Genomic DNA, 24,658 nt, shown 5'->3' with positions numbered 1-24,658 from the left:
CAAATTTCACTGCATTTCCATTGTATAAAAAAACAATAAATTTCACAAGAACTTCGGAAATTTATTGTCAATGACTTGTCGAATATTATCTATTTTTATTTATTTCTTGATCTGCTCGATAGATAAAGGCAAATACTTCAGCTACAGCTTCATACAATTCCTCTGGTATTGCTTCATTTATATTTAATTGTGCCAGCAGCGCTACTAATGATGGATCTTCCATAATAGGTATATTATTTTCTTTTGCTTTTGCAATGATATCCTCAGCAATCAAACCCCTTCCTGAAGCTGACACGATTGGGACAGATTGTCGAGTTTCATCGTAACGAAGAGCAACCGCTTTATTTCGCTTATCTTTCATATTTTATAATCCACCCCTTGGTACGTAGTGGTTACGGAAAGCTTTTCTTTTGGTTCTTTTTCCGCTTGCAACGGTTTATGTATAATCGTTGACAGCTGATAATCAAGTGAATCCAACCCGTTTTGCAATGACGGCTTTAACGAACCTAATAGCTCCTTTATTCTTTTATTATTATTAAAAACAGTTATAGCTACCGTACGATTTTGTATGTGCATATCAATTACCGTACGTTTTAAGTACATCAATTCTAAATCGAATAAAATTCGACAATGATCAGGATCGAATTCGCCATTAGTCGTTTTCTTCCCTTCAAACAACAATTCCGCATCACCTTTTAATCCCATCTTATTCCCAGGTACTTGCAAATAAGCTTGGATAAAGTTGTCTGATTCTTGAACTGATTGAAGTTGCAGTGCGTTTATATGGTGTAATAGTTGCTTTGCTCGTTCATGCAATATTCCTTCATTCTGTGTAAACATGTTTATGAGCATTCCCTTTAATGTAGGCTGTTGCACTTTCTCATTTGCTACTGTATGTTCATACGTTAAACCTAACCATTGAATGGTTTGTCGAATGGCGGACAAAAAGTGGTCTTTACTACCTAGATTCGTCTGATTTTTGCCATTTAGTAGTAACTGTTCTAATTGTGTATATGTCTCATTACGTTGCAATAATTTTAAATTAACTATAAATCGTTGCAGGTCTGATTTCGTATGCAGGCTGCTTAAATGAGATACATTTGGGAATGTATCCTTGATTAGCTGCTTTATTTGTTGTATGTCACTTGTTCCAAAATGCTGCTTTCCGGTAACAGGGTAAATTTTATCTTGTAATACACTTACTAAACTTTCCGTTCGTGCTATGTAGTCAGCTTTATTTGCAATTACTTCGGAAAGCCGATTTCCCTTTATACCTGTCCATAAACCTGTAACTGCCTGTTGCTGAGCAGAACCACTCCCATTGGTGGTAGCGGAAGCATTTGACATAATTCCATTCGTTTTATCAATGGTTGGTTGCGTTAATCCAAGTATGTGTAATAAAGGGATAACCTGTCGATTCGGCACCATGCTCTTTATTTGCATATTGGGGTATGCTTGGTCTGAGAATGGTTGAAGTAATAAAGCTATCTGCTGTTTTAGCTGTGAATGGTTAACCTGCCCTGGCAATTGCTGAAATACTTCTAGTAATTGTTTTGAGAGTGAATGCGAATCTTTTGTTACCAGTGCCTGAAATACAGCATTTGAAATTGGCCAACGATTTCTTATCATTTCTTTTATAATGGAGAGTTCTTGTTGATTCCCTTTTTTACCTACTAATAATTGAAAAGCTTGAGAAAGCTGCGATTTGTCAAAGGGGATCTGATCACGCATTAATTCTTGTAGGAATACCATATTTGTCTTTGTCTGCTTTAACCCTAGCTGTTCTAATAGTTGTAGGGCAGTTTTCCCCACCTGCGTGCTCGACCGTTCTCCTAGCACTTTTAATTCCAGTACTTGATCATTTTCTACTACTTGAAAATAATAGTTTCCACCAGCATGAAGAGAGGCCTGTAACTGTGCAATCATCTTATGCTGACCAATTTGTATTTGCGCTTTATTTCCTGGAAAAAGCTTTAACACTCTCCCCTGGATAATTTGCCCTTTCTTCAATGGGGCTATATGATTACTTGTATTTACTTGTTGGTCACCTGAAATTCGTAGACTCATCCCGATAGTACCTCCTCCTAGGAAACTATATTTTTAACAGGTGAAAATGATCGTCGATGATGAGGGCATACACCATATTGTTCTAAACTTTCCATGTGTTGCTTTGTTCCATACCCCATATTAGAAGCGAATTCATACATAGGAAACTTATTATGTAAATCCTTCATATAATTATCTCTGGTTACTTTTGCTAAAATACTTGCAGCAGCAATAGATACACTTTTTGCGTCCCCTTTAACAATAGCCTCCGATGTGCACGATAGCGAATCTAACTCCACCGCATCTATCAACACATGTTCTGGAGTTGGGCTTAGTTGGCCAATAGCATCATACATTGCAAGCTTTGTTGCCTCATAAATGTTGATTTCATCAATTTTATCGCTATTAATTATCGAAATTCCATAGCTTAAAGCTTTCTTTATAATGACTTGATAAAATTTATCTCTGTCAGCTTCTGTTAATTGCTTAGAATCATTCAAGCCTAGTAATTTAAAGTCTGCTGGTAATATCACACTTGCTGCTACCATAGGTCCGGCAAGCGGTCCTCTGCCGGCCTCATCAACCCCTGCAATATAATGTATATCTTTTGAATAACAGGCGTTCTCGTATGAAATCATTTCCCTATGCCGCTGCTCTAATTCTTGTTTTTTTAATTGACGCTTTTCATAGCTCGCAATTAATTGCTGAACACCTTTTCGCTCATCCATCCGTAAATGGGAAATCAATTCTTCATTTAATTCTCCGGCTTCAAATAATTTCTTTAGTACAGCTATTGATTTTTTATTCATTGTATTAACACCTATCTCTCTGTATCTAATATCGGCCAGTTTCATTAATTTGTTAGTGTTTCAAACCCTAAACCTTTCTATTGATGACGATTTATACGTATGACATGAAATAAGACACCCATCCGAAGATGCATGTCTTGGTAACCCTCTAATTTAGGGACATCATTTACTGATTAGAAGGAGATTCTAGTGAAACTCTACCTAGTTTTCCTGTACGTAAATCCCTAATAACAATATCGGATACCTTGGCCAAATTAACTTTACCACCACTCTCGAGTGCTCCACGTTGCTTACCTATTGCATTAAAGATTTCCCACATATCGTCCATATCACGGTCTACTTGATAGCGCTCCTCCAATTTTTGAGGATAGTGCTTTTGTAAATAAGTAATGACAAAAGCCACGATATCTTGCAAGGAAAGCAATTGATCTTTTATCGTACCGATAGCTGCTAAACGATAACCAACTAGCTCCTCCTCAAATTTTGGCCATAATATACCTGGTGTATCCAATAACTCAAAATCCCTTTTGACTTTTATCCATAATTGCTGTTTTGTCACTCCCGGTCTATCACCAGTTTTAGCAATCTTTTTATTCGCTAAACGATTGATTAGCGTTGATTTTCCAACATTAGGAATTCCTACGATCATTGCTCTTGCCGCTCTAGGCTGTATTCCTTTCTTTCTTAATTTGTCCATCTTCGCCTGCGCTTGTTCCTTCGCTAACTGAATGACTTGTTTTATATCATTCCTATCATTCACATTAATTGCTATTGCTGGTATATGTTTTTTCTCGAAATAGGCCAGCCATTGGTTTGTAACATACTGATCGGCTAAATCCTTTTTCATCATTACAATCATCTTTGGTTTATTCTGTAACACTTGTTGTAACATCGGATTTTGTGAAGAAAATGGAGCTCGAGCATCAACTAATTCCATTACAAAATCAACAAGCTTAAGTTTTTCTTCTACTTCCCGTCTAGCTTTTGCCATATGACCGGGAAACCATTGAATGGTCATTGTTTAAACCTACTTTCCTATCGTCTGCATTCGATTGAACGGCCAATATATGAGGTCTGTTTTTCCTACAATTTGATCAGTAGAAACGACCCCCAGTACACGGCTGTCCGTTGAATTCCCTCTGTTATCTCCTAATACTAATACATGGTCTTCTGGAATAACATCATATCCACCAGGAAGGTCTTCTAACGAAAAGTCATTCGTTAGGATTTGATATGATTTAAGACTATCCTTTTGATCTGTTAAGAATGGTTCATTCACTTCTTCTCCATTAATGTACAATACATTATCAATCACTTCAACATGTTCTCCTGGCAATCCAATTACACGCTTAATAAAATCCTTTTTTGATGACGCATGGAATACAACCACATCAAATCGTTCTGGTTCATGTAAATGATAAGCAAATTTGTTTACAATCATTTGATCGCCATCATGTAATGTTGGAAGCATAGACGGTCCATCAACTACAATTGGAGCGAAAAAGAACATCCGAACTATAAAAGCCAATCCAAAGGCGATTAATAAAGCCTTTAACCAATCTAACCATTCGTTCTTCTTTTCTTTCTTCCTTTTTCCCATATTTCCCCCTCCAACCTTTGTACATAAGACCCTCTTTATATATTACAATAATTATGTACTTAAACAAAACTGGGGCTTTCTTAGTTGGAAAATCTTAAGCAATATCAGTAACGAAATAAGCATTTAGTTTACTAGCTATACTGCTTAAAACTTCAATATTTTCCCCATAACCTCTAGTACAAAAAAGGAGCTTGTGCAGATTGCCAAGCTCCTTTCCAATGATTTTGTACTCGTATACTATTAGCGACGTTCTTTAATACGAGCTGCTTTACCACGAAGATTGCGTAAGTAGTAAAGTTTCGCACGGCGAACAATACCACGACGCGATACTTCGATTTTATCAATACGAGGTGAATGTACTGGGAATGTACGCTCAACACCTACTCCATAAGAAAGCTTTCTTACTGTGAATGTTTCGCTAATTCCACCGTTTTGACGTTTAATAACGACACCTTCGAATACCTGAATACGTTCACGGGAACCTTCCACAACCTTAACGTGGACTTTAACAGTGTCTCCCGGACGGAAATCAGGATGATCATTACGAAGTTGGTCTTTAGTAATGTCTTCAATTAATTTTTGCATCTGGCTTCTCTCCTTCCAAACCAATGCTCATATCTACTATGTGACAGCGGAACATCGTTTATAAAGCTTAAAGACGGAACTTTAAGCACATCATTTAATATACCATATCAAACTCTAGACTTCAACTACTTATTTATCATCCCATTCTTCTATCCATCGTTTCCACTCTTCTGGTATATTTTTATGTTCTAGTAAATCACGTCGACGCTGATATGTTCTTAGCAATGATTGTCGTTCTCTCCAAGCATTAATTTTCCCGTGATCTCCTGATAACAAAACCTCTGGAACTTTCAATCCTCGGAAATCTGCTGGCCTCGTATAATGTGGATGCTCCAATAAACCTGTCGAGAAAGAGTCCTGAGGTGCTGAATCTTTATTCCCCAGCACTTCAGGAAGTAAACGAACAACACTATCCATCACAACCATTGACCCTATTTCTCCTCCAGTAAGCACAAAGTCTCCAATAGAAATTTCGTCTGTTACTAAGTGTTCTCTAATTCTTTCATCATACCCTTCATAGTGACCACATATAAAGATAAGATGATCCTCCTGAGAAAGTTCTTCTGCCTTCTTCTGATTATAGGTTTCTCCCTGTGGGCACATGAGAATAATTCTGGAATTATCAGATTTTCTTTGCTTTTTTACAGCTTCCACCGTGTCAAAAATTGGTTGTGGTGTTAATACCATACCCGCACCACCACCATACGGATAATCATCTACTTTATAATGTTTGTTTTCCGTGTAATCTCGAAAGTTTACTAAATTGTAGCTAAACCTGTCATTTTCATACGCCTTTTTTAAGATAGATGACTGTAATACTCCATGAAACATCTCTGGAAAAAGGGTTAGTATATCGATGTGCATCAGTCTAACAATCCTTCCATCGGCTCAATAATTACTTTACTTGCCTGCGTATCTACTAAAGTGACAACAGATGCAATATAAGGAATAAGTACATCCTTTCCTTGTGATCGACGAACGACCCATACATCGTTGGCGCCAGGAGATAAAATTTCTTTAATTGTACCTATTTGTTCTCCATCATTTGTAAAAACGGCACATCCAATAATTTCGTGATAATAAAATTCATGTTCTGCCAGGTCTGTCAACTGATCTTCTTTTATTTTTAACTTACAACCTTTATAAACCTCTACATCATTTATATTCGTCAATCCTTTAAAACGTAGTAGGTCAAATCCTTTATGCATACGATGGCTTTCAATGGTTAATTCCTTCTGTATATTACCATCCTTAACAATATACAGTGTCTTTCCAATCGAAAAGCGTTCTTCGAAATCGGTAATTCGCAGTACCTTTACTTCACCGTGTATTCCATGTGTGTTAATTATCTTCCCTACAGTATACATTTTCTCTGTCATCATCTCACCTGCTATTCATCAATTCGAATGACTATATCGTCTTTGACAACGATAGCACTTTCACCCATAAGCTCATTCCAATGCGATCCTTCTGAGACCTCAACAAGAGCTTCAACCTCTTTTTCTATTATTTCACTACCCATCTCCAGCATTTCCAGTTGCTCTATTTTAAAATCAGCAAGCTTAATTTTTTCTTTACGATTATTAATTTCCTGTTGAAAACGATGACCAACCTCTTGCTTGGAGATTCCTGGTTTATTAGAGAGCTTTCTTTGTTCGAATAAAAGCTGTTGACACTCTTGTTCAAGCCGCATTTTATGATTGTAAAAGTTAGTTTTTAATTTTTCTTTGCTCTTCTCTGTGACAATTTGCTTGATTAGGACTTTTTTTATAATTTTCAACGTTCATTCCTCACTCTCACAAAGCGTCTTGTAACTTGTAAAAAAATGTGTAAAAAGGGAAAGGTTCCGCCCTTTCCCTCTACATAATATCTAAATAAACACGCTTATTGCTATTGGTTTTTGCTGCGTAAACAACTGTACGGATCGCCTTGGCAATTCGTCCATTTTTACCAATCACCTTACCAACATCATCAGGGTTCACGGAAAGATGATAAACAATCTTTGATTCTTCTTCCGTTTCCGTTACCACAATGTCTTCTGGGTGATCTACGAGTGACGTTACAATAGATTCAATAAGGGCTGTCATGATATCACACTACTTTGCAATTTGATTTTTTTGCTCGTGGAATTTCTTCATGATGCCTTCTTTTGAGAATAGATTGCGAACTGTATCACTAGGTTTAGCACCTTTAGTCATCCAGTCAAGTGCTTTTTCTTCATCTATTTTAACTTCAACTGGATTTACAACAGGATTATAAGTTCCGATTTGTTCGATAGAACGTCCATCACGTGGAGAACGTGAGTCAGCTACAACGATACGATAGAATGGATTTCTTTTAGATCCCATACGTTTTAAACGAATTTTAACTGCCATGCTTCTTGCACCTCCAAATATAAGTATTTAACACATTTTTAGATTTTAGCAGAAAACAGAAAGTCTGTAAAGTGTTTTTCCATTACAATGCTTAATCCTTTGATTTTCCTACTTGTAATTAGGCCCTTGAACCTTCGTTCTTCTCAAATCACATGAAGCAATTCAAGCTTGCAAGTATGAGCTGAGAGCTTCCGAATTCTGAATTACATAAATGGAAATTTCATTCCTTTACCTTTCTTACCCTTTTGCATATTTGTCATTTGCTTCATCATTTTTTTCATCTCTTCAAATTGTTTTAATAGTCTGTTTACTTGAGAAACCGAAGTTCCCGACCCTTTTGCTATTCGCTTCTTTCTACTCGCATTCATCAAACTTGGGTCCTGGCGTTCATTCTTAGTCATGGATTGAATAATGGCTTCTACATGTGAAATTTGTTTTTCGTCAATTTGAGCATTTTTAAGCCCCTTCATTTTATTAGCGCCCGGAATCATTGACATTAGATCATCTAATGGCCCCATCTTCTTCACTTGTCCCATTTGCTCTAAGAAATCATCAAATGTAAAGGACATGTTCTTCATTTTTTCTTCAAGCTCTTTCGCCTGTTTTTCATCTACATTCGTTTGGGCTTTTTCAATTAACGATAATACATCACCCATACCAAGTATTCTAGAGGCCATTCGATCAGGATAAAACGCTTCTAACTGATCAAGCTTTTCCCCCATACCAGCAAATTTAATTGGTTTATCTGTCACAGCCTTAATGGATAAAGCAGCCCCACCACGAGTATCTCCATCTAATTTTGTTAGAACTACCCCTGTAATATCTAACTGTTCATTAAAGCTTTCAGCTACATTGACTGCATCTTGTCCCGTCATTGAATCCACAACTAGATAAATCTCATCAGGTTTAACAACCGATTTGATTTCTTCTAGTTCTTGCATTAGTTCACTATCAACATGTAATCTCCCTGCAGTATCAATGATTACATAATCATGATGCTCTTCTTTCGCTTTTTCAATCGCCTTTTGGGCAATATCAACCGGGTTTGCATCTGTTCCCATAGAGAATACCGGTAAATCAAGCTGTTTCCCTAACGTTTCGAGCTGTTGAATTGCTGCAGGGCGGTAAATGTCGCAAGCTACAAGTAATGGTGAACGATTATGTTTCTTCCGTAAAAGGTTAGCAAGTTTACCAGTTGTAGTTGTTTTTCCAGCACCTTGCAGACCAGTCATCATAATTACCGTTGGAGCTTTGTCTGCTACAGCGATCTTACTTTGTTCGCCACCCATGAGTGCTGTTAGCTCTTCTTTTACAACTTTAATAACCTGTTGCCCAGGCGTTAAGCTTTCCATAACTTCTTGACCAACAGCACGTTCTTTAATTCGTTTGATTAAATCTTTTACAACTTTATAGTTTACATCGGCTTCCAGTAATGCAAGCCGAACTTCTCTCGTCATTTCCTTTACATCCTGCTCAGAAACCTTACCTTTACCAGTAATTTTTTTAATTGTACTTTGCAGGCGGTCGGCCAATCCTTCAAACGCCATAGAAGGTGTCCCCCTAATCTAATTCTTTTAATTTATGAATGATTTGCTGAACAGCTTTTTGCTCAGACAATTCAGCTTCCAGACTTTCTATAAGCTCAGATCGCTGCTGAAACTTCTTGTATAAGGATAGCTTTTCCTCATACGTTTCCAACATATGTTCTGTTCGCTTAATATTATCATATACAGCCTGCCTTGATACATCGAATACTTCAGAAATCTCACCAAGAGAATAATCCTCAAGATAATACATTTCCATGTAATTTCGCTGTTTGGGTGTAAGTAATGCCTGATAAAAATCAAATAAATAATTCATTCGCGTTGTTTTTTCTAGCATGATATACACCCCTTGTTAAGTGATTTACCTTTACAAAATATAATAACGAATGTTCCGTTTGTATGTCAAGCCGCTACTAATTAATCTTCTTCTAGCATATCCGCAAATAACCCATAAACAAACGCATGCGCATCAAATTCTTGTAGATCTTCCATCTTCTCTCCCAATCCTACATACTTAACTGGAAGTTGTAATTCATGACGAATAGCTAAAACAATACCACCCTTAGCTGTACCATCTAATTTCGTTAAAACGATGCCAGAAACATCTGTCGCTTCTGAAAATGTTTTTGCTTGACTAAGAGCATTTTGCCCAGTAGTTGCATCCAATACAAGTAAAACTTCATGCGGAGCACCAGGGACCTCCCTCTCAATAACTCGCTTAACTTTTGCTAGTTCATTCATTAGATTAACTTTATTTTGTAATCTTCCTGCTGTATCACAAATAAGAACATCAGCATTGCGTGATTTCGCTGACTTTATTCCATCAAAAATAACAGCAGCTGGATCACTACCTTCGTTTTGTTTGATTACATCAACACCGGCTCGTTCTCCCCAAATATCTAACTGTTCAATCGCTCCAGCTCGAAACGTATCTCCTGCAGCTAAAACCACTTTTTTTCCTTGTTGTTTTAGCTGATAGGCCAATTTACCAATAGATGTCGTTTTTCCAGCTCCATTTACACCCACTACTAAAATAATGGATAGTTGTTCCTCTTGAAGATTTAGATGTTCTGTTTGTTCATCATCTTCTCCGTAATATATTTCAACGAGTTTTTCTGAAATAACATCCTTCACCGCTTTGGAGTCTTTGATATTTTGTCGTTTTACTTCCATTTTCAATTCATCAATTAAATCCATTACAGTCGATACACCAACATCAGCAGTGATTAACACTTCCTCTAATTCTTCGAAAAAGTCCTCGTCTACTTTCCGGTATCGAGCTATTAAATCATTAATCCTTCCAGAAAAAGATTGACGGGTCTTCTTCATCCCGTCTTTATATTTCGTTGAAACCTCTTTGGTTTCTTCTTCATTTTTTTGAAATTTCATTTTCCATTTATCCATAAATCCCATTTCCATTACCTCCTTATGACTTTATTAATTCCTTTGTATCTTCCAGTCGAACGGAAACTAATCGAGATACACCCGATTCCTGCATCGTTACACCATATAGAACATCTGCTTCTTCCATTGTACCTTTTCGGTGGGTGATTACAATGAATTGGGTATTTTCACTAAATATTTTTACATAGTTAGCAAAACGTGATACGTTTGCTTCATCTAACGCTGCCTCTACTTCATCTAATACACAGAATGGCACTGGACGCACTCGTAAAATAGCAAATAATAAAGCAATAGCAGTTAATGCCCGCTCTCCACCAGATAATAACCCTAAATGCTGAAGCTTCTTACCCGGCGGCTGTGCTACGATATCTACGCCTGTATCCAGTAAACTTTTTGGGTCCGTTAATTTTAATTCGGCCCGACCTCCACCAAAGAGTTGTTGAAATACGGTAGCAAACTCTTCCTTTATTTGCTGAAAAGTATTGCCAAATCGTTTTTTCATTTCTTCATCCATTTCCGCAATTACATCGTAAAGGGTTTTCTTGGCATCAACTAAATCAGTTTGTTGCTCTGTCAAAAATGTGTACCGCTCAGTGATTCGTTCATACTCATCGATTGCCCCTAAATTCACTGTCCCCAACTGATCAATTTGCTGCTTCAATTGCTGCACCGCTGATTGAGATGCTTCTTTATTTTCAGCCTTATCGTAGATTTGTTTTGCCTTCTCATACGTAATAATGTATTCATTCTGTAAATGAGACAGAAGATTTTCTAATTCTACATCCATTCGATTCGACTGTACTTCTTTTTTCTGAATATCTGCTCTGAGAGCTTCGTAATGTTTATTCTCTTCTTTCAATTCACGCTCTTTATCCTGCATGATTTGCGTGCGTTCTGATCTTTCTCCTCGCTTTTTTTGTATGGTTTCTGTGATTTTTTCCTTCTCAGTACGATGATTCGAAATAGATGCATCAATTTCCTCTTCCGTCTCATTCGACTGATGAAAAGCAAGCAAATCATCTAATTCCTCAGCATACAGATCGTATTGACGTTGTAGTTCAGCTAATTGGTTCTGAACACTATTTGTTTTCTCCCGCTGACTCTTCTCGCGCTCATCCTGTTCTGCTAGTAATACATGGTTGCGATGTAACTCCTCTTGTAACCTTTCCTTATTCTCTTGAACTTCCGATTGTTGCTTTGTTACTATTTCAATTTCTTCCTCTAGTTGTTGGGTCTTACTATTTAAGTCGGCTAATTCCTCTGTTAATCGCGCTTGTCGTTGAACGAGCTGTTCTTTATCTTCTGCAAATTGTTTTTTATCCTGATCGTATAATGTAAGATTATCGTTTAAGGTTTCTTTTTTCATTTCAATTTCTCGATGAAAAGCACGTAATTCCTGTAGTTTTTGCTGCTCTTGTTGAATACTCTGTTCTTCTTCAAGTAATTGTTTTTCTGTTTCACTAATATATTGCTTTTGCTTTTGTACATTTTTTTCAAAATCTAAGGTTTTTGATTCAAACTGCCTTAGCTTCTCCGTCATTTCCTGTAGATCTTTTTCTCTTGTAAATAGAGATTGATTTGTCTTTTTTTGCGCTCCACCTGACATGGAACCTCCTGGGTTAACAACATCTCCCTCCAGTGTGACAATACGAAATTTCCGCATCGCCGTAGTAGCCAGCTCGTTGGCATCTTTTAATGTTTTTGCAATAATAACGTGTCCCATTAGATGATTAATGGCCTTCCTGTACGTATTATCCACATTGACTAGATGCGATGCGATGCCGATAAATCCTTGATGCTGCTCTAACTTCTTCATTAGCTCGCTTGGAATAAAACGCTCTTGGATAGAAGCTAACGGTAAAAATGTTGCCCGGCCACTATTTGTTTTTTTCAACCATACGATGGATTGTCTTGCTGCCTTATCATCTTTTACAACAATGTGTTGTGCCTGTCCACCAAGTACCGTTTCTATCGCAGTGATATAGGATTTGGGTACATGTATTAATTCAATAACTGCTCCATTAATATCTGTCAAGGTTCCATCTTCTCTTGCCTTTAGCACAGCCTTTACACCATGAAAGAATCCCTGAAAGTCTTCTTTCATTTCTTCAAGCATTTCTTTTTTTGATTTAATTTTTTCGATGTACTGATACCCTTGATATAATTTTGCCTGCGCTTCTTGGAACTCACTTCTTCTTTGCTCCAATTCTTGCTTGATCGCTTTTATAGTGTCGTCTTTGTCTGCGTACTTATTTTCTTGGCTCTTTAGATCTTCTGCCAGTTGATTTGCTTGCTTTGTCAGTTTTTCTCTTTCACGCAGTAAGTCTTTAAATTTTTCCGTTTGTTTTTCTTTCTTGCCATCAAGCTGTTGAATTCGCTCGTCAATGGAGTGTAATTCATTTCGCCGAACAGCTTGCTTATTTAAATACTCGATGTACTCTGATTTTAAATCTTCAATTTTCTCCGCAAGGTTCTCTTTTCCTAAGCTTAGCTTCTGTTCGAGTTGTTTAATTTCACCTTTTGTTGCAGCTTTTATGGTTTGTAATTCAGATAGGCGTTTTTTTTCCTGAATAACTTCTTCATGCAATTTTCCAATTCGAATTGAAGTTTCCTTTTTTTGCTCCTCCAGTTTTTCTTTGTTGTCTTCAAAGTGCTTGAATCTCTCTAAAAATAATTGCTTCTTTCCTTCATATTTTTCCAACTGCTGTGTCATAGATAACAAATCAGCCTGTAGCTTTTCGATGGTGCCATCTAATTGATCAATTGCTTGTCTTTCACTTTCTTGTGACGCTTCTTTTTGTTGAATCGCTGTTTTCAACTCTACTTCTTTTAATTTCATTTGATCGAGCTCTTGAAGCGTTGATTGCCATTGATTATGTATAATCTCAATTTCAGCTAGAAGATAAGAAATTTCTTTTTCCTTTAATTCTTCTTTGAGTGCTACGTATTTTTCTGCTGTTTGTGCTTGCTTTTTCATTGGATCGAGTTGTTGCTCGATTTCGTGAATAATATCTTCTACACGGTTTAGATTTTCTTGTGTTTCAGCTAGTTTATATTCGGCTTTCTTCTTCCTCTGCTTATATTTCAGAACCCCAGCTGCCTCTTCAAAAATAGTCCTTCTTTCCTCTGCTTTTGAGCTAAGAATTTCTTCCACTTTTCCTTGACTAATAATTGAAAAGGCCTCACGTCCAAGTCCTGAATCCATGAACAAATCAACAATATCTTTTAATCGACACGATTGATTATTTATATAGAACTCACTTTCACCAGAACGATATACCCTTCTAGTTACACTTACTTCTTCATATTCTAAAGGTAGGAGCTGGTCATGGTTATCCAATACTAACGTTACTTCTGCAACATTTAATGCTTTACGTGTATCACTCCCTTGGAAAATAATATCTTCCATTTTAGATCCACGTAAGGATTTTGCCGACTGCTCCCCTAGCACCCAACGAATAGCATCCGTTATATTACTTTTTCCACTTCCATTAGGTCCTACCACTGCAGTTACTCCTGGAACAAAATCAACATTAATCCGTTTTGCAAAAGATTTAAAGCCAACACTTTCCAACCTTTTTAAGTACATATTACATTCTCCTAATTCAATAAAGAACATTGACAAATTGCATCTATTTAAGTTCTCAATTATCATAAATTTATCAAGCACGATTCTTATTCATCGTATTTCTATAATTAGTTTTACGAAAAACAAATTTGGCTTTTTACCGCATTTATTTTATCATAAACATAGAAACAAAAGAAGAGTAGACCATACATACTCTATTAGTTTTAAATCGTAGGGGAGAGATATTATAGAATGAGCTTAGAAAAACCATCAGCAGAAAATTTAAAGATTTTACTTGATGAAATTGCTGAACAACTAGATGTTGTTAATCGCACGATAATGGATCCGGAAGATTATGATTTGAATAAATATGAAGAGATCAAATTTATGTATGATATGATTAAACAGAAAGGGCGACTCAGCGCTCAAGAAACACAAGCTTTTATTGAAGAGCTACGATCTGTTCGAAAGCATTAAGTGAATACGTAACGATTCCCATTATGAAGTTCGCGGGACAGAGGCCTGCCCACACGAATACAGAACCAAAAAAGATGCTCCTTCACTTAGCTAAGCTTAATGAGTGAAGGAAATCTTTTTTTGTAGTCTAGGAAATTATAAAATTTACCCATGTGGATAAATGGCGCGTGTTGAGTCGCTTGCAAGGGGAGCTCCCAAACTTTCATTCTATTTAACTGTAATAGTGGTTTCTCATAAGAATGAAAAGTGTGAGCTGTTGCTTCCTGCGAGAGTGCGTCAGTTTTTGTGTACAAAAACTGACGCACTACTGAAAAAACAACGGCTCATCCTAATCGTTCTATCTACTTTAAAACAACTGTAGTTGTTTTATGAATTATATTTATCTATCGCTGCTTTTGCAGCACGCTGCTCGGCTTCTTTTTTTGTGCGTCCAATGCCCGATCCATAAATTTCATTTTGAATGAGTACATTAGCAACAAATTCTTTATGATGAGATGGGCCTCTTTCTTCTATAATTCTATACTCGATTGATTGATTTTTAATCTGTTGAATTAATTCTTGTAACTGACTCTTGTAATCCATCGCATGCGAAAAAGCACCATCTGTAATCTTCGGAAATACATGGTCTTCTAAAAATTGTAACGCTGCATCAAACCCCTGATCCAAATATAATGCTCCTAAGAAGGCTTCAAAAACATCAGCAAGTAAAGCAGAGCGGTCTCGACCACCTGTTTGTTCCTCCCCTTTACCTAGTAATATAAATTGACCAAATTCAAGACCTCTGGCAAAGCTAGCTAGTGAAGGTTCACAAACAATAGAGGCTCTTAATTTAGTCATTTCTCCTTCTGGCATATGTTGATGCTTACGAAAAAGATATTGAGATACTCCTAATTCTAGTACAGCATCACCTAGAAATTCCAACCTTTCATTATCCGAAAATACTTCCTTACGATGCTCATTCACATAAGATGAATGTGTAAATGCCTGTCTAATCAATATATGGTTGTGAAACATAATATTTAAATGTTTCTCTAACTGGGCAATTTCCACGCTGGACACCTCAATTTCCATTAAATATACGGAAAGCCCCGCCAAAACTCGCGAGACTTTCTCTTCCTGTTATTCTTGTGTGCTGTTTATGTAGTTAACAGCATCACCAACTGTATTTATTTTTTCAGCCTCTTCATCAGCAATTGTCATATCAAATTCGTCTTCAAGCTCCATTACAAGCTCAACCACATCAAGAGAGTCAGCTTCTAAATCTTCTTTAAACGATGCTTCCATTGTTACTTTTGACTCTTCCACATCAAGACGATCAACGATAATATCTTTTACACGATCAAACACATCTGCCACGTTCCTTCACCTCCTTTCAAGGAAATCCGTAGTATTACATAACCATTCCACCATCAATATGAATCGTTTGGCCCGTAATGTAGTTTGCATCATCGCTTGCAAGGAAGCGTACAACCTTTGCAACATCCTCTGGCTCTCCAAGCTTGTTTAAAGGGATCATTGCTAGCATTTCCTTTTGCTGTTCATCAGTTAAGGCATCCGTCATATCTGTAGATATAAAACCTGGCGCTACGGCATTAACATGAATATTTCTTGAAGCAAGTTCCTTTGCTGTTGTTTTCGTTAAACCTATGACACCAGCTTTTGCTGCTACATAATTTGCTTGTCCAGGATTTCCGCTAACTCCAACAATGGAAGCTACGTTAACAATCTTTCCAGCTCTTTGCTTCATCATTTGTCTTGTAACTGCCTTTGTACAAACAAATACACCTTTTAAATTGGTATTAATTACTTGATCGAATTCTTCTTCTTTCATTCTCATTAATAAATTATCTCTCGTTATACCGGCATTATTAACAAGAATGTCCAATGAACCAAAATTACTTACTACTTCTTTAATCATTGATTTAACACTTGCCTCATCAGCTACATCAGCTTGCACGATAAAAGCATTAGAGCCCATCGCTTTAATTTCTTCGACAACAGCTTTCGCTTTATCTTCGCTCCCAGCATAATTCACGGTGACATTCGCACCTTGTTTTGCTAATTCTAATGCAATGGAACGGCCTATACCACGAGACGCTCCTGTAACCAATGCGTTTTTGCCTTTAAGCATTATTAATCCCCCTTAAACCATGATATAAAGTCATTTAATGAAGCAGTATCTTGAACAGCAAACGTAGTAGTATTTCGATTAACCTTCTTCACCAAACCACTTAACACTTTACCATTTCCTACTTCTACAAATGCATCTACTTCTTTCTCCATCATATTTCTAATTGATTCCTCAAATCGAACAGGAGAATACAGTTGTTTAATTAATAGTTCTTTGATCTCAGCATTCTCCCTTACTGGTGAAGCTGATACATTTGCGTAGATAGGAATCGCTGCATCATTAATCGTTACCTTGTTTAAGTACTCTGAAAATGCCTCATTAGCCGATTTCATAAGACGAGAATGAAATGGTCCACTGACATTTAACGGAAGAACGCGTTTAGCACCTTTCGCTTTTAAAATTTCTTTGGCCATCTCGATACCTTTAACTGACCCAGAAATAACAATTTGTCCTGGACAATTTAGATTAGCTAGATCTACAACTTCTTCATTTATTTCACTAAGCCCAGCTTGAATCGTCTCACTATCTAACCCAAGCACTGCCGCCATTGTACCTTGTCCTTTTGGAAAAGCCTGCTCCATTAATTTTCCACGTTTTGCTACAAGTGGCAAAGCTTCCTCTAACGAAATAGCTCCAGCAGCTACTAATGCGCTGTATTCTCCAAGACTATGACCAACCGTCATTACTGGCTGTACTTCCATATCTAATAACATGGTGTGAAGAGCGATGCTTGTTAATAATAAGGCCGGCTGTGCATTTTCTGTTTCTGTGAGTTCCTCTTTTGGCCCTTCAAACATAATTTTTGTTAGATTCTTTTGTAAAATTTGATCTGCATCATCAAAGAGTTTTTGGATCTTAGGTGATGCTTCATATAGTTCTCTTCCCATTCCTACTGTCTGGGACCCTTGCCCAGGAAACATGAAGGCAACCTGCTTCATTATTTGTCCCCCTCCAAATTCATTGTCTCAATCGTTTGTTTAATCGTTTCCGTAATTTGGTTATTAACCATGTGACACGTCTGTTTAACTGCATTATATATGGCGTTTGAATCAGATGAACCATGCGCCTTCACAACTGGTGCTGCTAATCCGAATAATCCTGCCCCGCCATATTCTGCATAATCTAGTTTTGCTTTTAATCCTTTCAAGTCGTTTTTAATCATACCAGCGGCAATTTTCGTTTTTACAGATGACATAAATGTCTCTTTAAGCATGGAAAACATAGCCCCGGCAGTTCCTTCAATTGTTTTTAATGCAATATTACCAGTGAATCCGTCAGTTACTACAACATCTGCAACGTTAGTTAACAAATCACGCGCTTCGACATTGCCGATAAAATTAATTGGCGTATCACTCAAAAGGTGAAACGCTTTTTTAGTAAGGTCATTCCCTTTCCCATCTTCGGTTCCAACATTTAATAACCCTACCCTAGGATTGGTAATAGAGCGCACTTGCTCGACATAAATAGAACCCATTAACGCGTATTGTAATAGGTGATTCGGCTTCGCATCAACATTTGCACCTACGTCCAATAGCAGGAATCCTTGCCCATCTAAAGTGGGTAATGTCGGACTTAGAGCAGGGCGCTCAATGCCTGTAATTCTACCAACGATAAAGAGACCTGCGCTCATTAATGCTCCCGTATTTCCAGCAGAAATACAAGCATCGGCTCTACCTTCTTTTACCTCTTGGGCCATTAAGACTAATGACGCCTTCTTTTTCCTGCGAACCGCACGTACAGGTTCATCTTCTGAAGTAATTACTTCTGTTGTATGTAAAATATCAATATTTTTAGTATCTGTTAAGTACTCATTTATCTTCGCTTCATCCCCAACTAGGGTAATATGTAGTTGGTCAATCTCAGAGACAGCTTTCATCGCTCCAAGTACTACAGCTTTTGGTGCATGATCGCCACCCATGGCATCTATTGCAAGTTTCATTTATTGTTCTCCTTTTTGTTCATTAGGTTGATACATATGGAAAATACCAGTAAACACTGTTTCATTTTCTACAATGCTGTTAACATGAACAATCGTAAGTCCTTTCTCTTTTCCTTCAACTACAGCCTTCGCAACCACGCGTTCGCCTTCTTTAACCTGTCGTGTAAATTTCAATTCTGATTTAGCAGTTAGAGCTAATTCATCATTAATCACAGCAACAGCAAGAGAATTTGCCTGAGCAAACAAATGATGACCACGGGCAATTTTATTACGCGAGAATACATGCTCCGCACCAATGTCTAAAATTGAGATTGCCCGATTATCTAATTCCAAGTCAACCACTTCTCCAATTACTTCTTCAAGTGGTAATGCTTTAACAGTTTCATTCCATTGGTTCGTAGCAACTGATTTAATCCGCTGCCTTAATTCAGGAATAGAAAGCTCCATCCGATCTAACCGGATCGTTTGGATACTGACAGAGAATTGTTTTGCCAATTCTTCATCTGTAATAAAAGGTGTCTTTTCAATTGTCTCTTTTAATAATCGTTGTCGATCAGATTTTGGTCGTTTCATGCTTGCACCGTCCATATTTTTTATGACTTGGTCCTAATAGTAATATATAATACCTTGCTTGTTTATGCAAATATTTCTTAGTCTAATTTCTCGTTAAAAACGGAATTTTCCTCTACATATTGCTGCAGTAAACGGAATTCCGGATCATCTTCTAACAGGTTTTCATCAATGATGTTCTGCGCATCCTTTCGTGCTGTTTCTAAAGCTCGATAATCATGAATCATATCAGCTACTTTAAATTCGGGTACACCACTCTGTTTCCTTCCAAAGAAATCCCCTGGTCCCCTCAATCGTAAATCCTCTTCAGACAAAGCAAATCCATCGGTTGTTTCAGACATAATCCGCATACGTTCTTTTCCTGTTTCTCCTTTTGGGTCGGCAATTAAAATGCAGTAGCTTTGTTTAGCACCTCGTCCAACCCTTCCCCGCAATTGATGGAGTTGTGATAGTCCAAACCGCTCAGCATCATAAATAACCATAACTGTTGCATTCGGTACATTAACACCAACTTCTACAACTGTTGTCGATACTAGAATCTGTACTTCATTATCAGCAAATTGTTTCATTACAGCATCTTTTTCTTCTGTTGGCAACCTACCATGCATGAGACCAATTTTTATTTCTTCTGGGTAGAACGCTTGTAGCTGTTGATATACATCTACGGCATTTTGAATATCTAATTTATCGGACTCCTCAATGAGAGGACAGATAATATATGCTTGTTCTCCGAGAGAAATTTGTTTATGGATAAAATGAAGCACACGATCCAGCGTATTTTCTTTTACCCAGTATGTCTCAATTTCCTTTCTGCCCATAGGCATCTCATCAATGACGGATACATCCATGTCGCCAAATGCTGTAATAGCTAAAGTCCTAGGGATTGGGGTTGCTGTCATAAATAATACGTCAGGCTGAAGACCTTTTTCACGTAAGATACGCCTTTGCTCTACACCAAAACGGTGCTGTTCATCTACTATCACAAATCCAAGGTCATCAAAAATGACATCCTCTTGAATCAGCGCATGCGTCCCTACGACAATATTTATCTCATGTTTCTCAATACCTTCAGTTATTGCTTTTCGTTTTTTACCTTTTACAGAGCCAGTTAATAACGTAACATTCACTTTATCATCAAACAATTCAACTAGTGATTGGAAATGCTGCTCTGCTAAAATTTCTGTAGGTACCATTAGCGCACCTTGTTTACCTGCCGTAAGTGAAGCATACAAACATATTGCAGCAACCGCTGTTTTTCCCGAGCCTACATCCCCTTGTAAAAGACGACTCATTCTGTAGGGAGACTTCATATCGGATAGAATTTGATTTAACGATTTTTCTTGTGCATTTGTTAAAGCAAATGGCAAACTTGCAATAAATGCCTGAACAAGATCTGAATTATAATGTTGCGCATTTCCTACAGTTGCCTCACGTTTCAACTTGCGAAGTAGCTGCATTTTTAGTTGAAATAGTAAAAATTCTTCATAGATAAATCTCCGTCTAGCATGCTTTAATGCTACTCTATGCTTAGGAAAATGCATCATCGTAAAAGCTTCACTACGAGTAGGTATTTTATAACTTGCTAGATATCTATTTGGTAACAATTCTTCTATTTCCGTGGAACAAGCCTTCAATGCTTGTTGAATTAATTTCTTCAGCTTAACATTAGTTATATTGCCTTTAACAGAGTAGATAGGCTGAATTTCTGCCTGTTGATTGGCATGGCCCTTCTTATAATTACTAACCGTAATTTGCAAACGATGGGCATCCCACTTCCCAGTTAATGTGACCGTGTCCCCCTGATGAATTTGTTTCTTAGCGAAAGCTCGATTAAACATAACTGCTTTAACAGCAACCTGTTCAACTTCGAGGGTAAAGGTAAGTCTTGATTTTTTTTTGCCATAAAAAGTAAGAGAAGGATCATGAATCACCCTTCCCTCAATCGTAACTTTATCATCATGAATTAACTCACTAAGAGGCCTAATTTCGAAAATATCATAGCGATAAGGAAAATGATTTAATAAATCTTCAATCGAATAGATATGCATCAGTGCAAGGTCTTCTGCCATTTTATCGCCGATGCCTTTTAAGTTTGTTACAGGCTCACGTAACATGTGAATCACTCTTTCTAACTTGTAATCCCAAATAGTTTATCTTTTAGAAAACGACCAGTTGGTGTATCGGCTAATCCACCTTCACCAGTCTCACGAAGACTTGAAGGCATTTGTTTCCCAATTCGATACATAGCGCCAATCACTTCATCGCATGGTATTCTACTCGTTACACCAGCCAACGCCATATCAGCAGATACAATTGCTAGTGAGGACCCCCCAGCATTTCGTTTTACACAGGGAACCTCTACTAAACCTGCAACAGGATCACAAACAAGGCCAAGCATATTTTTTAATGTCATAGCAAATGCCTCAGCAGACTGCTGAGGAGTGCCGCCCGCCATTTCAACGATCGCAGCTGAAGCCATTGCCCCCGCTGAACCAACCTCTGCTTGACATCCTCCTGCCGCACCGGAAATAAAGGCATTATTTGCAACGACAAACCCAAATGCGCCTGCAGTAAATAAATAACGAATCATTTGCTCACGTGTAGGATGCAGCTGATTTTTAACTGCAAATAATGTGCCAGGTACACATCCCGCGCTCCCAGCAGTTGGAGTAGCACATATTGTACCCATTGCAGCGTTAACCTCATTTGTACCCATTGCTTTACTAACTGCATCAAGTAGTAAATTTCCAGATAAAGGAGTTTTCTCTTTCATGTAATTTTGTATTAATACCGCATCGCCACCAGTTAACCCCGTAACTGATTCAACACCTTTCAAAGCGTCCTCGATGGCGTTTTCCATTACTTGTAGGTTTTTCTCCATCTCTCCATATATTTCTTCACGCGTTTTTTCTTTAACTTCCATTTCCTGCCGAATCATTACTTCTGAAATTAAGATATTTTCATTTTCAGCAATCTCTACTAATTCCTTCACTGTACGAAACATATAATTCCACCTCTCTTGTTAAAACACTAGCTGACAATTTTGGAAATTTGAATAATGTGTTCAGCGTTATCCAATTCATGTAGCACGTCGTCATCTACATTTTGGTCTACTTCAATGACCATTAACGCTTCCTTACCGACATCCTTCCGATTCACTTCCATATGTCCGATATTAATTTGATGTTTGGCAAGTATTGTTGTAACAGAAGCAATCGCTCCGAAGCGATCGTTATGCATAATTAAAATAGCAGGGTGATTTCCAGATAACCGCAATTCAAAGCCATTTAATTCAGTGATTTCCACTTTTCCTCCACCAATCGAAACACCGACCAGTTCAAGCGTATCAGTTTCATTGCCAAGAACTATTCTAGCTGTATTCGGGTGATCGACAGCTGCGCTATCTTCAATAAATTCAATATAAAAATCTCTTTCCTTTGCGATATTCAACGCATTACTCATACGGGTGTCATCCGTTTCAAATCCAAGTAGGCCACCAGCTAAAGCAAAATCAGTACCATGCCCCTTATACGTTTTTGCAAAAGATTCATATAAATATATCTTTGCCCACTTCGGACTTTTTCCGAATAACGTACGTGCTGCCTTACCTATTCTCGCTGCACCTGCTGTATGAGAACTAGAAGGGCCTATCATAACCGGCCCAATAATATCAAAAACAGAATTATATTTCATAGCTATCCACCGCCTAGTTTTAGGTTTCCACAGTTTTACAATCTTTTAAAGTAAGGGTATTCATTCCAATAACAAGTCAATTTTATACCCCTAAGCTTCCATAGTAAATTATAACAAAAAAGTCGATATTAATCATTTCCATTATTACCTTGTAAGTATGATAACATGTATATCGCTATTATTTATACATGTTATCCGAATAATTTTGAATCCACTACAAATGCTATTCTTATTCATTATCCATGTCCTGTAATACATTGACTTCCATGTTTATAAGATCTATAATTAAAATTTGTGGATTATACGTTTATAATCGGGTGGGAGAGGGACAGGAGATACGATGAGGAGTTCATATGCCTGATAAGAAACACCAGCATAATTTACAGCCGAACTCAAGTTTTAAAAATGAGTTTATTGCTGGTCTGATAGGCTATTTAACGACAATGTATATTGTTGTTGTGAATGGGTCTATCCTTAGTGAAGCAGGGTTGTCCATTGAAAGTGGTATGGTTGCAACCATTCTCGCAAGTTTTGTTGGAACAGTACTGATGGGAATCATCGGCAGACTTCCGCTCATCATCATTCCAGGTATGGGGATTAACGCATTGTTTGCATACTCTATCGTGGAAGGCACGGAATTGCATTTTCAAGAAGGCTTAGCTGTTGTGCTTGTAGCTGCTATTATTTTTTTAATAACAGCTTTTAGTAAGTTAGGTGTATTGTTAAGAGATGCTATTCCCAATTCACTGAAACATGCAATCACTGTTGGTTTGGGTTTTTTCTTAATCTTAATTGGGCTAGAAAAAAGTGGACTTGTTATTAGCGGGGAAAATACCATCATTGCGATTGGTGATTTTAGCTCTGCTACCGTTATTGTTAGTTTATTGACTTTGTTTCTAGCCATATTCTTATTCGTAAAAAATATCCCGGCTAATTTCCTGCTTACCATGTTTGCTGGTACTATTTTTGCTTTCATTGCTGGAACCATAGAAACTGGAAACGAAGCAATAAATATTACATGGAGTGAAATGCTATTTCTGCCTTCATTTTCAGCAATTGATGAGTTATCATTTTGGCTAGCGGTATTCCCTTTATCGATGATCCTTATTTTTGAGAACATGGGTTTATTACATGGTCAGCTGGAGATGTTAAAACGAGAAAATAGGTACTCAAAAGCCTATCAAGTGACTGCTTTTTCAACGTTAACCTGTGCTTTCTTAGGGACATCGCCAACCGTTTCTGCTGCAGAAAATGCTGCTGTTATTGCTTCCAAAGGAAGAACTGGAAAAACAGCTCTCGTTGCCGGAGTATTGTTTCTAGCAACACTTTTCCTTATTCCTTGGATAACAATGATTCCAAATACAGCTATAAGCCCTATCTTAATTATTGTAGGCTTTTTGATGACCCAAAACATTCGATATCTACCATTAGATAACCTATCAGAATGTATACCAGCTCTACTCATAGTTGTAATGATCCCATTCACCTACAGCATTGCTGATGGTATGGCTTTTGGGTTCATTGCATATCCAATTGTAAAAATCGCAATTGGAAAACATCGAGAGTTATCGGCTGCACTAATCGTAATATCTGGTTTGTTCCTGTTTGATTTCATCATGAAGATTATCGGAATATAAAAAAAGGGATATCCCAAAAGTCACGTAAAAATGACGAAAGGGGTACCCCTTTTTTTAAAAGTTAAGAAAGTATAAAATCAGTGCAATGACTGCGTTAAGCCAAGTAGTTATTTTGAAATGTTTGATGTATATTGGCAATGCTCCGACTAATTGCTTCGCTTTCCGCGGGCACGGCCTCAACTAACTTTGCAAAGAAGAACACGTTGCAAAGTGGATTTTCGGCTCGCGCTAATCCCGCAGGAGTCTACGTAATTAGTCTCCGCTATGAGAAGGTGCAACA

The 24,658-nt window shown here is 37.5% G+C and carries 26 protein-coding genes; 2 read left to right on the top strand and 24 right to left on the bottom strand.

Annotated features, from left to right (window positions below; all coding sequences use genetic code 11):
* Positions 1-85 precede the first annotated feature (85 nt).
* The 15 genes from RVS70_RS06615 to smc all read right to left on the bottom strand — a co-directional run bounded on the left by RVS70_RS06615 (position 86) and on the right by smc (position 13,952).
* Positions 86-361 (bottom strand): EscU/YscU/HrcU family type III secretion system export apparatus switch protein, encoded by a 276-nt coding sequence (locus RVS70_RS06615; RefSeq protein ID WP_026680878.1) that lies wholly within the window; start codon positions 359-361, stop codon positions 86-88.
* Positions 358-2,067: a hypothetical protein gene (locus tag RVS70_RS06610; protein ID WP_121605230.1), complete on the bottom strand. Its 1,710-nt coding sequence runs from the start codon at positions 2,065-2,067 to the stop codon at positions 358-360. Before RVS70_RS06610 ends, RVS70_RS06615 begins: the two co-directional genes overlap by 4 nt.
* A 17-nt stretch (positions 2,068-2,084) precedes the next feature.
* Entirely contained in the window at positions 2,085-2,855 is a 771-nt protein-coding gene (locus RVS70_RS06605; RefSeq protein WP_321132766.1) for a ribonuclease HII, read from the bottom strand.
* Positions 2,856-3,021: 166 nt separating this feature from the next.
* On the bottom strand, positions 3,022-3,873 hold the full coding sequence (gene ylqF, locus RVS70_RS06600) for a ribosome biogenesis GTPase YlqF (RefSeq protein ID WP_026680875.1): 852 nt from the start codon (positions 3,871-3,873) through the stop codon (positions 3,022-3,024).
* 9 nt (positions 3,874-3,882) lie between these two features.
* Entirely contained in the window at positions 3,883-4,455 is a 573-nt protein-coding gene (gene lepB, locus RVS70_RS06595; protein WP_026680874.1) for a signal peptidase I, read from the bottom strand.
* A 240-nt stretch (positions 4,456-4,695) separates the two neighbouring features.
* Positions 4,696-5,040 (bottom strand): 50S ribosomal protein L19, encoded by a 345-nt coding sequence (rplS, locus tag RVS70_RS06590; RefSeq protein ID WP_026680873.1) that lies wholly within the window; start codon positions 5,038-5,040, stop codon positions 4,696-4,698.
* Positions 5,041-5,169: 129 nt separating this feature from the next.
* Positions 5,170-5,904 (bottom strand): tRNA (guanosine(37)-N1)-methyltransferase TrmD, encoded by a 735-nt coding sequence (trmD, locus tag RVS70_RS06585; RefSeq protein ID WP_026680872.1) that lies wholly within the window; start codon positions 5,902-5,904, stop codon positions 5,170-5,172.
* Entirely contained in the window at positions 5,904-6,419 is a 516-nt protein-coding gene (rimM, locus tag RVS70_RS06580; protein WP_026680871.1) for a ribosome maturation factor RimM, read from the bottom strand. Before rimM ends, trmD begins: the two co-directional genes overlap by 1 nt.
* A gap of 11 nt (positions 6,420-6,430) precedes the next feature.
* A complete protein-coding gene (locus RVS70_RS06575; protein ID WP_026680870.1) occupies positions 6,431-6,820 on the bottom strand; it encodes a YlqD family protein in 390 nt (129 codons plus the stop codon).
* Between the two features lie 79 nt (positions 6,821-6,899).
* Positions 6,900-7,127, bottom strand: a complete 228-nt coding sequence (locus RVS70_RS06570) for a KH domain-containing protein (protein WP_026680869.1) — start codon at positions 7,125-7,127, stop codon at positions 6,900-6,902.
* A gap of 9 nt (positions 7,128-7,136) precedes the next feature.
* Positions 7,137-7,415 carry a 30S ribosomal protein S16 gene (gene rpsP, locus RVS70_RS06565; protein WP_026680868.1) on the bottom strand — a complete coding sequence of 93 codons (279 nt, stop codon included), beginning with the start codon at positions 7,413-7,415 and terminating at the stop codon, positions 7,137-7,139.
* 203 nt (positions 7,416-7,618) lie between these two features.
* The gene (ffh, locus tag RVS70_RS06560) at positions 7,619-8,962 is read right to left on the bottom strand and encodes a signal recognition particle protein (protein ID WP_321132765.1); all 1,344 of its coding nucleotides are present in this window, start codon (positions 8,960-8,962) and stop codon (positions 7,619-7,621) included.
* Between the two features lie 13 nt (positions 8,963-8,975).
* A complete protein-coding gene (locus RVS70_RS06555) occupies positions 8,976-9,296 on the bottom strand; it encodes a putative DNA-binding protein (RefSeq protein ID WP_026680866.1) in 321 nt (106 codons plus the stop codon).
* Positions 9,297-9,376: 80 nt separating this feature from the next.
* Complete coding sequence (ftsY, locus tag RVS70_RS06550; protein ID WP_026680865.1) at positions 9,377-10,372, bottom strand: signal recognition particle-docking protein FtsY; 996 nt, start codon at positions 10,370-10,372, stop codon at positions 9,377-9,379.
* Between the two features lie 13 nt (positions 10,373-10,385).
* Positions 10,386-13,952 carry a chromosome segregation protein SMC gene (gene smc / locus RVS70_RS06545; protein ID WP_121605231.1) on the bottom strand — a complete coding sequence of 1,189 codons (3,567 nt, stop codon included), beginning with the start codon at positions 13,950-13,952 and terminating at the stop codon, positions 10,386-10,388.
* A 231-nt stretch (positions 13,953-14,183) separates the two neighbouring features.
* On the opposite strand from smc, the gene RVS70_RS06540 reads away from it, so the two are divergent.
* The gene (locus tag RVS70_RS06540) at positions 14,184-14,408 is read left to right on the top strand and encodes a DUF1128 domain-containing protein (RefSeq protein WP_026680863.1); all 225 of its coding nucleotides are present in this window, start codon (positions 14,184-14,186) and stop codon (positions 14,406-14,408) included.
* 366 nt (positions 14,409-14,774) lie between these two features.
* Here the strand turns inward: RVS70_RS06540 and rnc are convergent, their stop codons facing one another.
* The 9 genes from rnc to sdaAB form a co-directional block, all read right to left on the bottom strand.
* On the bottom strand, positions 14,775-15,458 hold the full coding sequence (rnc, locus tag RVS70_RS06535) for a ribonuclease III (RefSeq protein ID WP_026680862.1): 684 nt from the start codon (positions 15,456-15,458) through the stop codon (positions 14,775-14,777).
* Positions 15,459-15,527: 69 nt separating this feature from the next.
* Positions 15,528-15,764, bottom strand: coding sequence for an acyl carrier protein (acpP, locus tag RVS70_RS06530; RefSeq protein WP_026680861.1), 237 nt, complete (start codon positions 15,762-15,764; stop codon positions 15,528-15,530).
* A 34-nt stretch (positions 15,765-15,798) separates the two neighbouring features.
* A complete protein-coding gene (gene fabG / locus RVS70_RS06525) occupies positions 15,799-16,539 on the bottom strand; it encodes a 3-oxoacyl-[acyl-carrier-protein] reductase (protein WP_121605233.1) in 741 nt (246 codons plus the stop codon).
* A 2-nt stretch (positions 16,540-16,541) separates the two neighbouring features.
* Complete coding sequence (fabD, locus tag RVS70_RS06520; RefSeq protein ID WP_121605234.1) at positions 16,542-17,477, bottom strand: ACP S-malonyltransferase; 936 nt, start codon at positions 17,475-17,477, stop codon at positions 16,542-16,544.
* On the bottom strand, positions 17,477-18,478 hold the full coding sequence (plsX, locus tag RVS70_RS06515; protein WP_026680858.1) for a phosphate acyltransferase PlsX: 1,002 nt from the start codon (positions 18,476-18,478) through the stop codon (positions 17,477-17,479). Before plsX ends, fabD begins: the two co-directional genes overlap by 1 nt.
* On the bottom strand, positions 18,479-19,051 hold the full coding sequence (gene fapR / locus RVS70_RS06510; RefSeq protein ID WP_166529891.1) for a transcription factor FapR: 573 nt from the start codon (positions 19,049-19,051) through the stop codon (positions 18,479-18,481). It abuts the gene before it with no gap.
* Between the two features lie 77 nt (positions 19,052-19,128).
* Positions 19,129-21,162 carry an ATP-dependent DNA helicase RecG gene (gene recG, locus RVS70_RS06505; protein ID WP_121605236.1) on the bottom strand — a complete coding sequence of 678 codons (2,034 nt, stop codon included), beginning with the start codon at positions 21,160-21,162 and terminating at the stop codon, positions 19,129-19,131.
* A gap of 14 nt (positions 21,163-21,176) precedes the next feature.
* On the bottom strand, positions 21,177-22,052 hold the full coding sequence (gene sdaAA, locus RVS70_RS06500) for an L-serine ammonia-lyase, iron-sulfur-dependent, subunit alpha (protein WP_026680855.1): 876 nt from the start codon (positions 22,050-22,052) through the stop codon (positions 21,177-21,179).
* A gap of 26 nt (positions 22,053-22,078) precedes the next feature.
* Complete coding sequence (gene sdaAB, locus RVS70_RS06495) at positions 22,079-22,741, bottom strand: L-serine ammonia-lyase, iron-sulfur-dependent subunit beta (protein ID WP_026680854.1); 663 nt, start codon at positions 22,739-22,741, stop codon at positions 22,079-22,081.
* A 353-nt stretch (positions 22,742-23,094) separates the two neighbouring features.
* On the opposite strand from sdaAB, the gene RVS70_RS06490 reads away from it, so the two are divergent.
* Entirely contained in the window at positions 23,095-24,378 is a 1,284-nt protein-coding gene (locus RVS70_RS06490) for an NCS2 family permease (RefSeq protein WP_026680853.1), read from the top strand.
* The last annotated feature ends 280 nt before the right edge of the window (positions 24,379-24,658 follow it).

Source organism: Virgibacillus sp. M23, from assembly GCF_034190895.1.
GTDB lineage: Bacteria > Bacillota > Bacilli > Bacillales > Amphibacillaceae > Virgibacillus > Virgibacillus salarius.
This window is presented reverse-complemented; position numbering and strand designations above follow the sequence as displayed.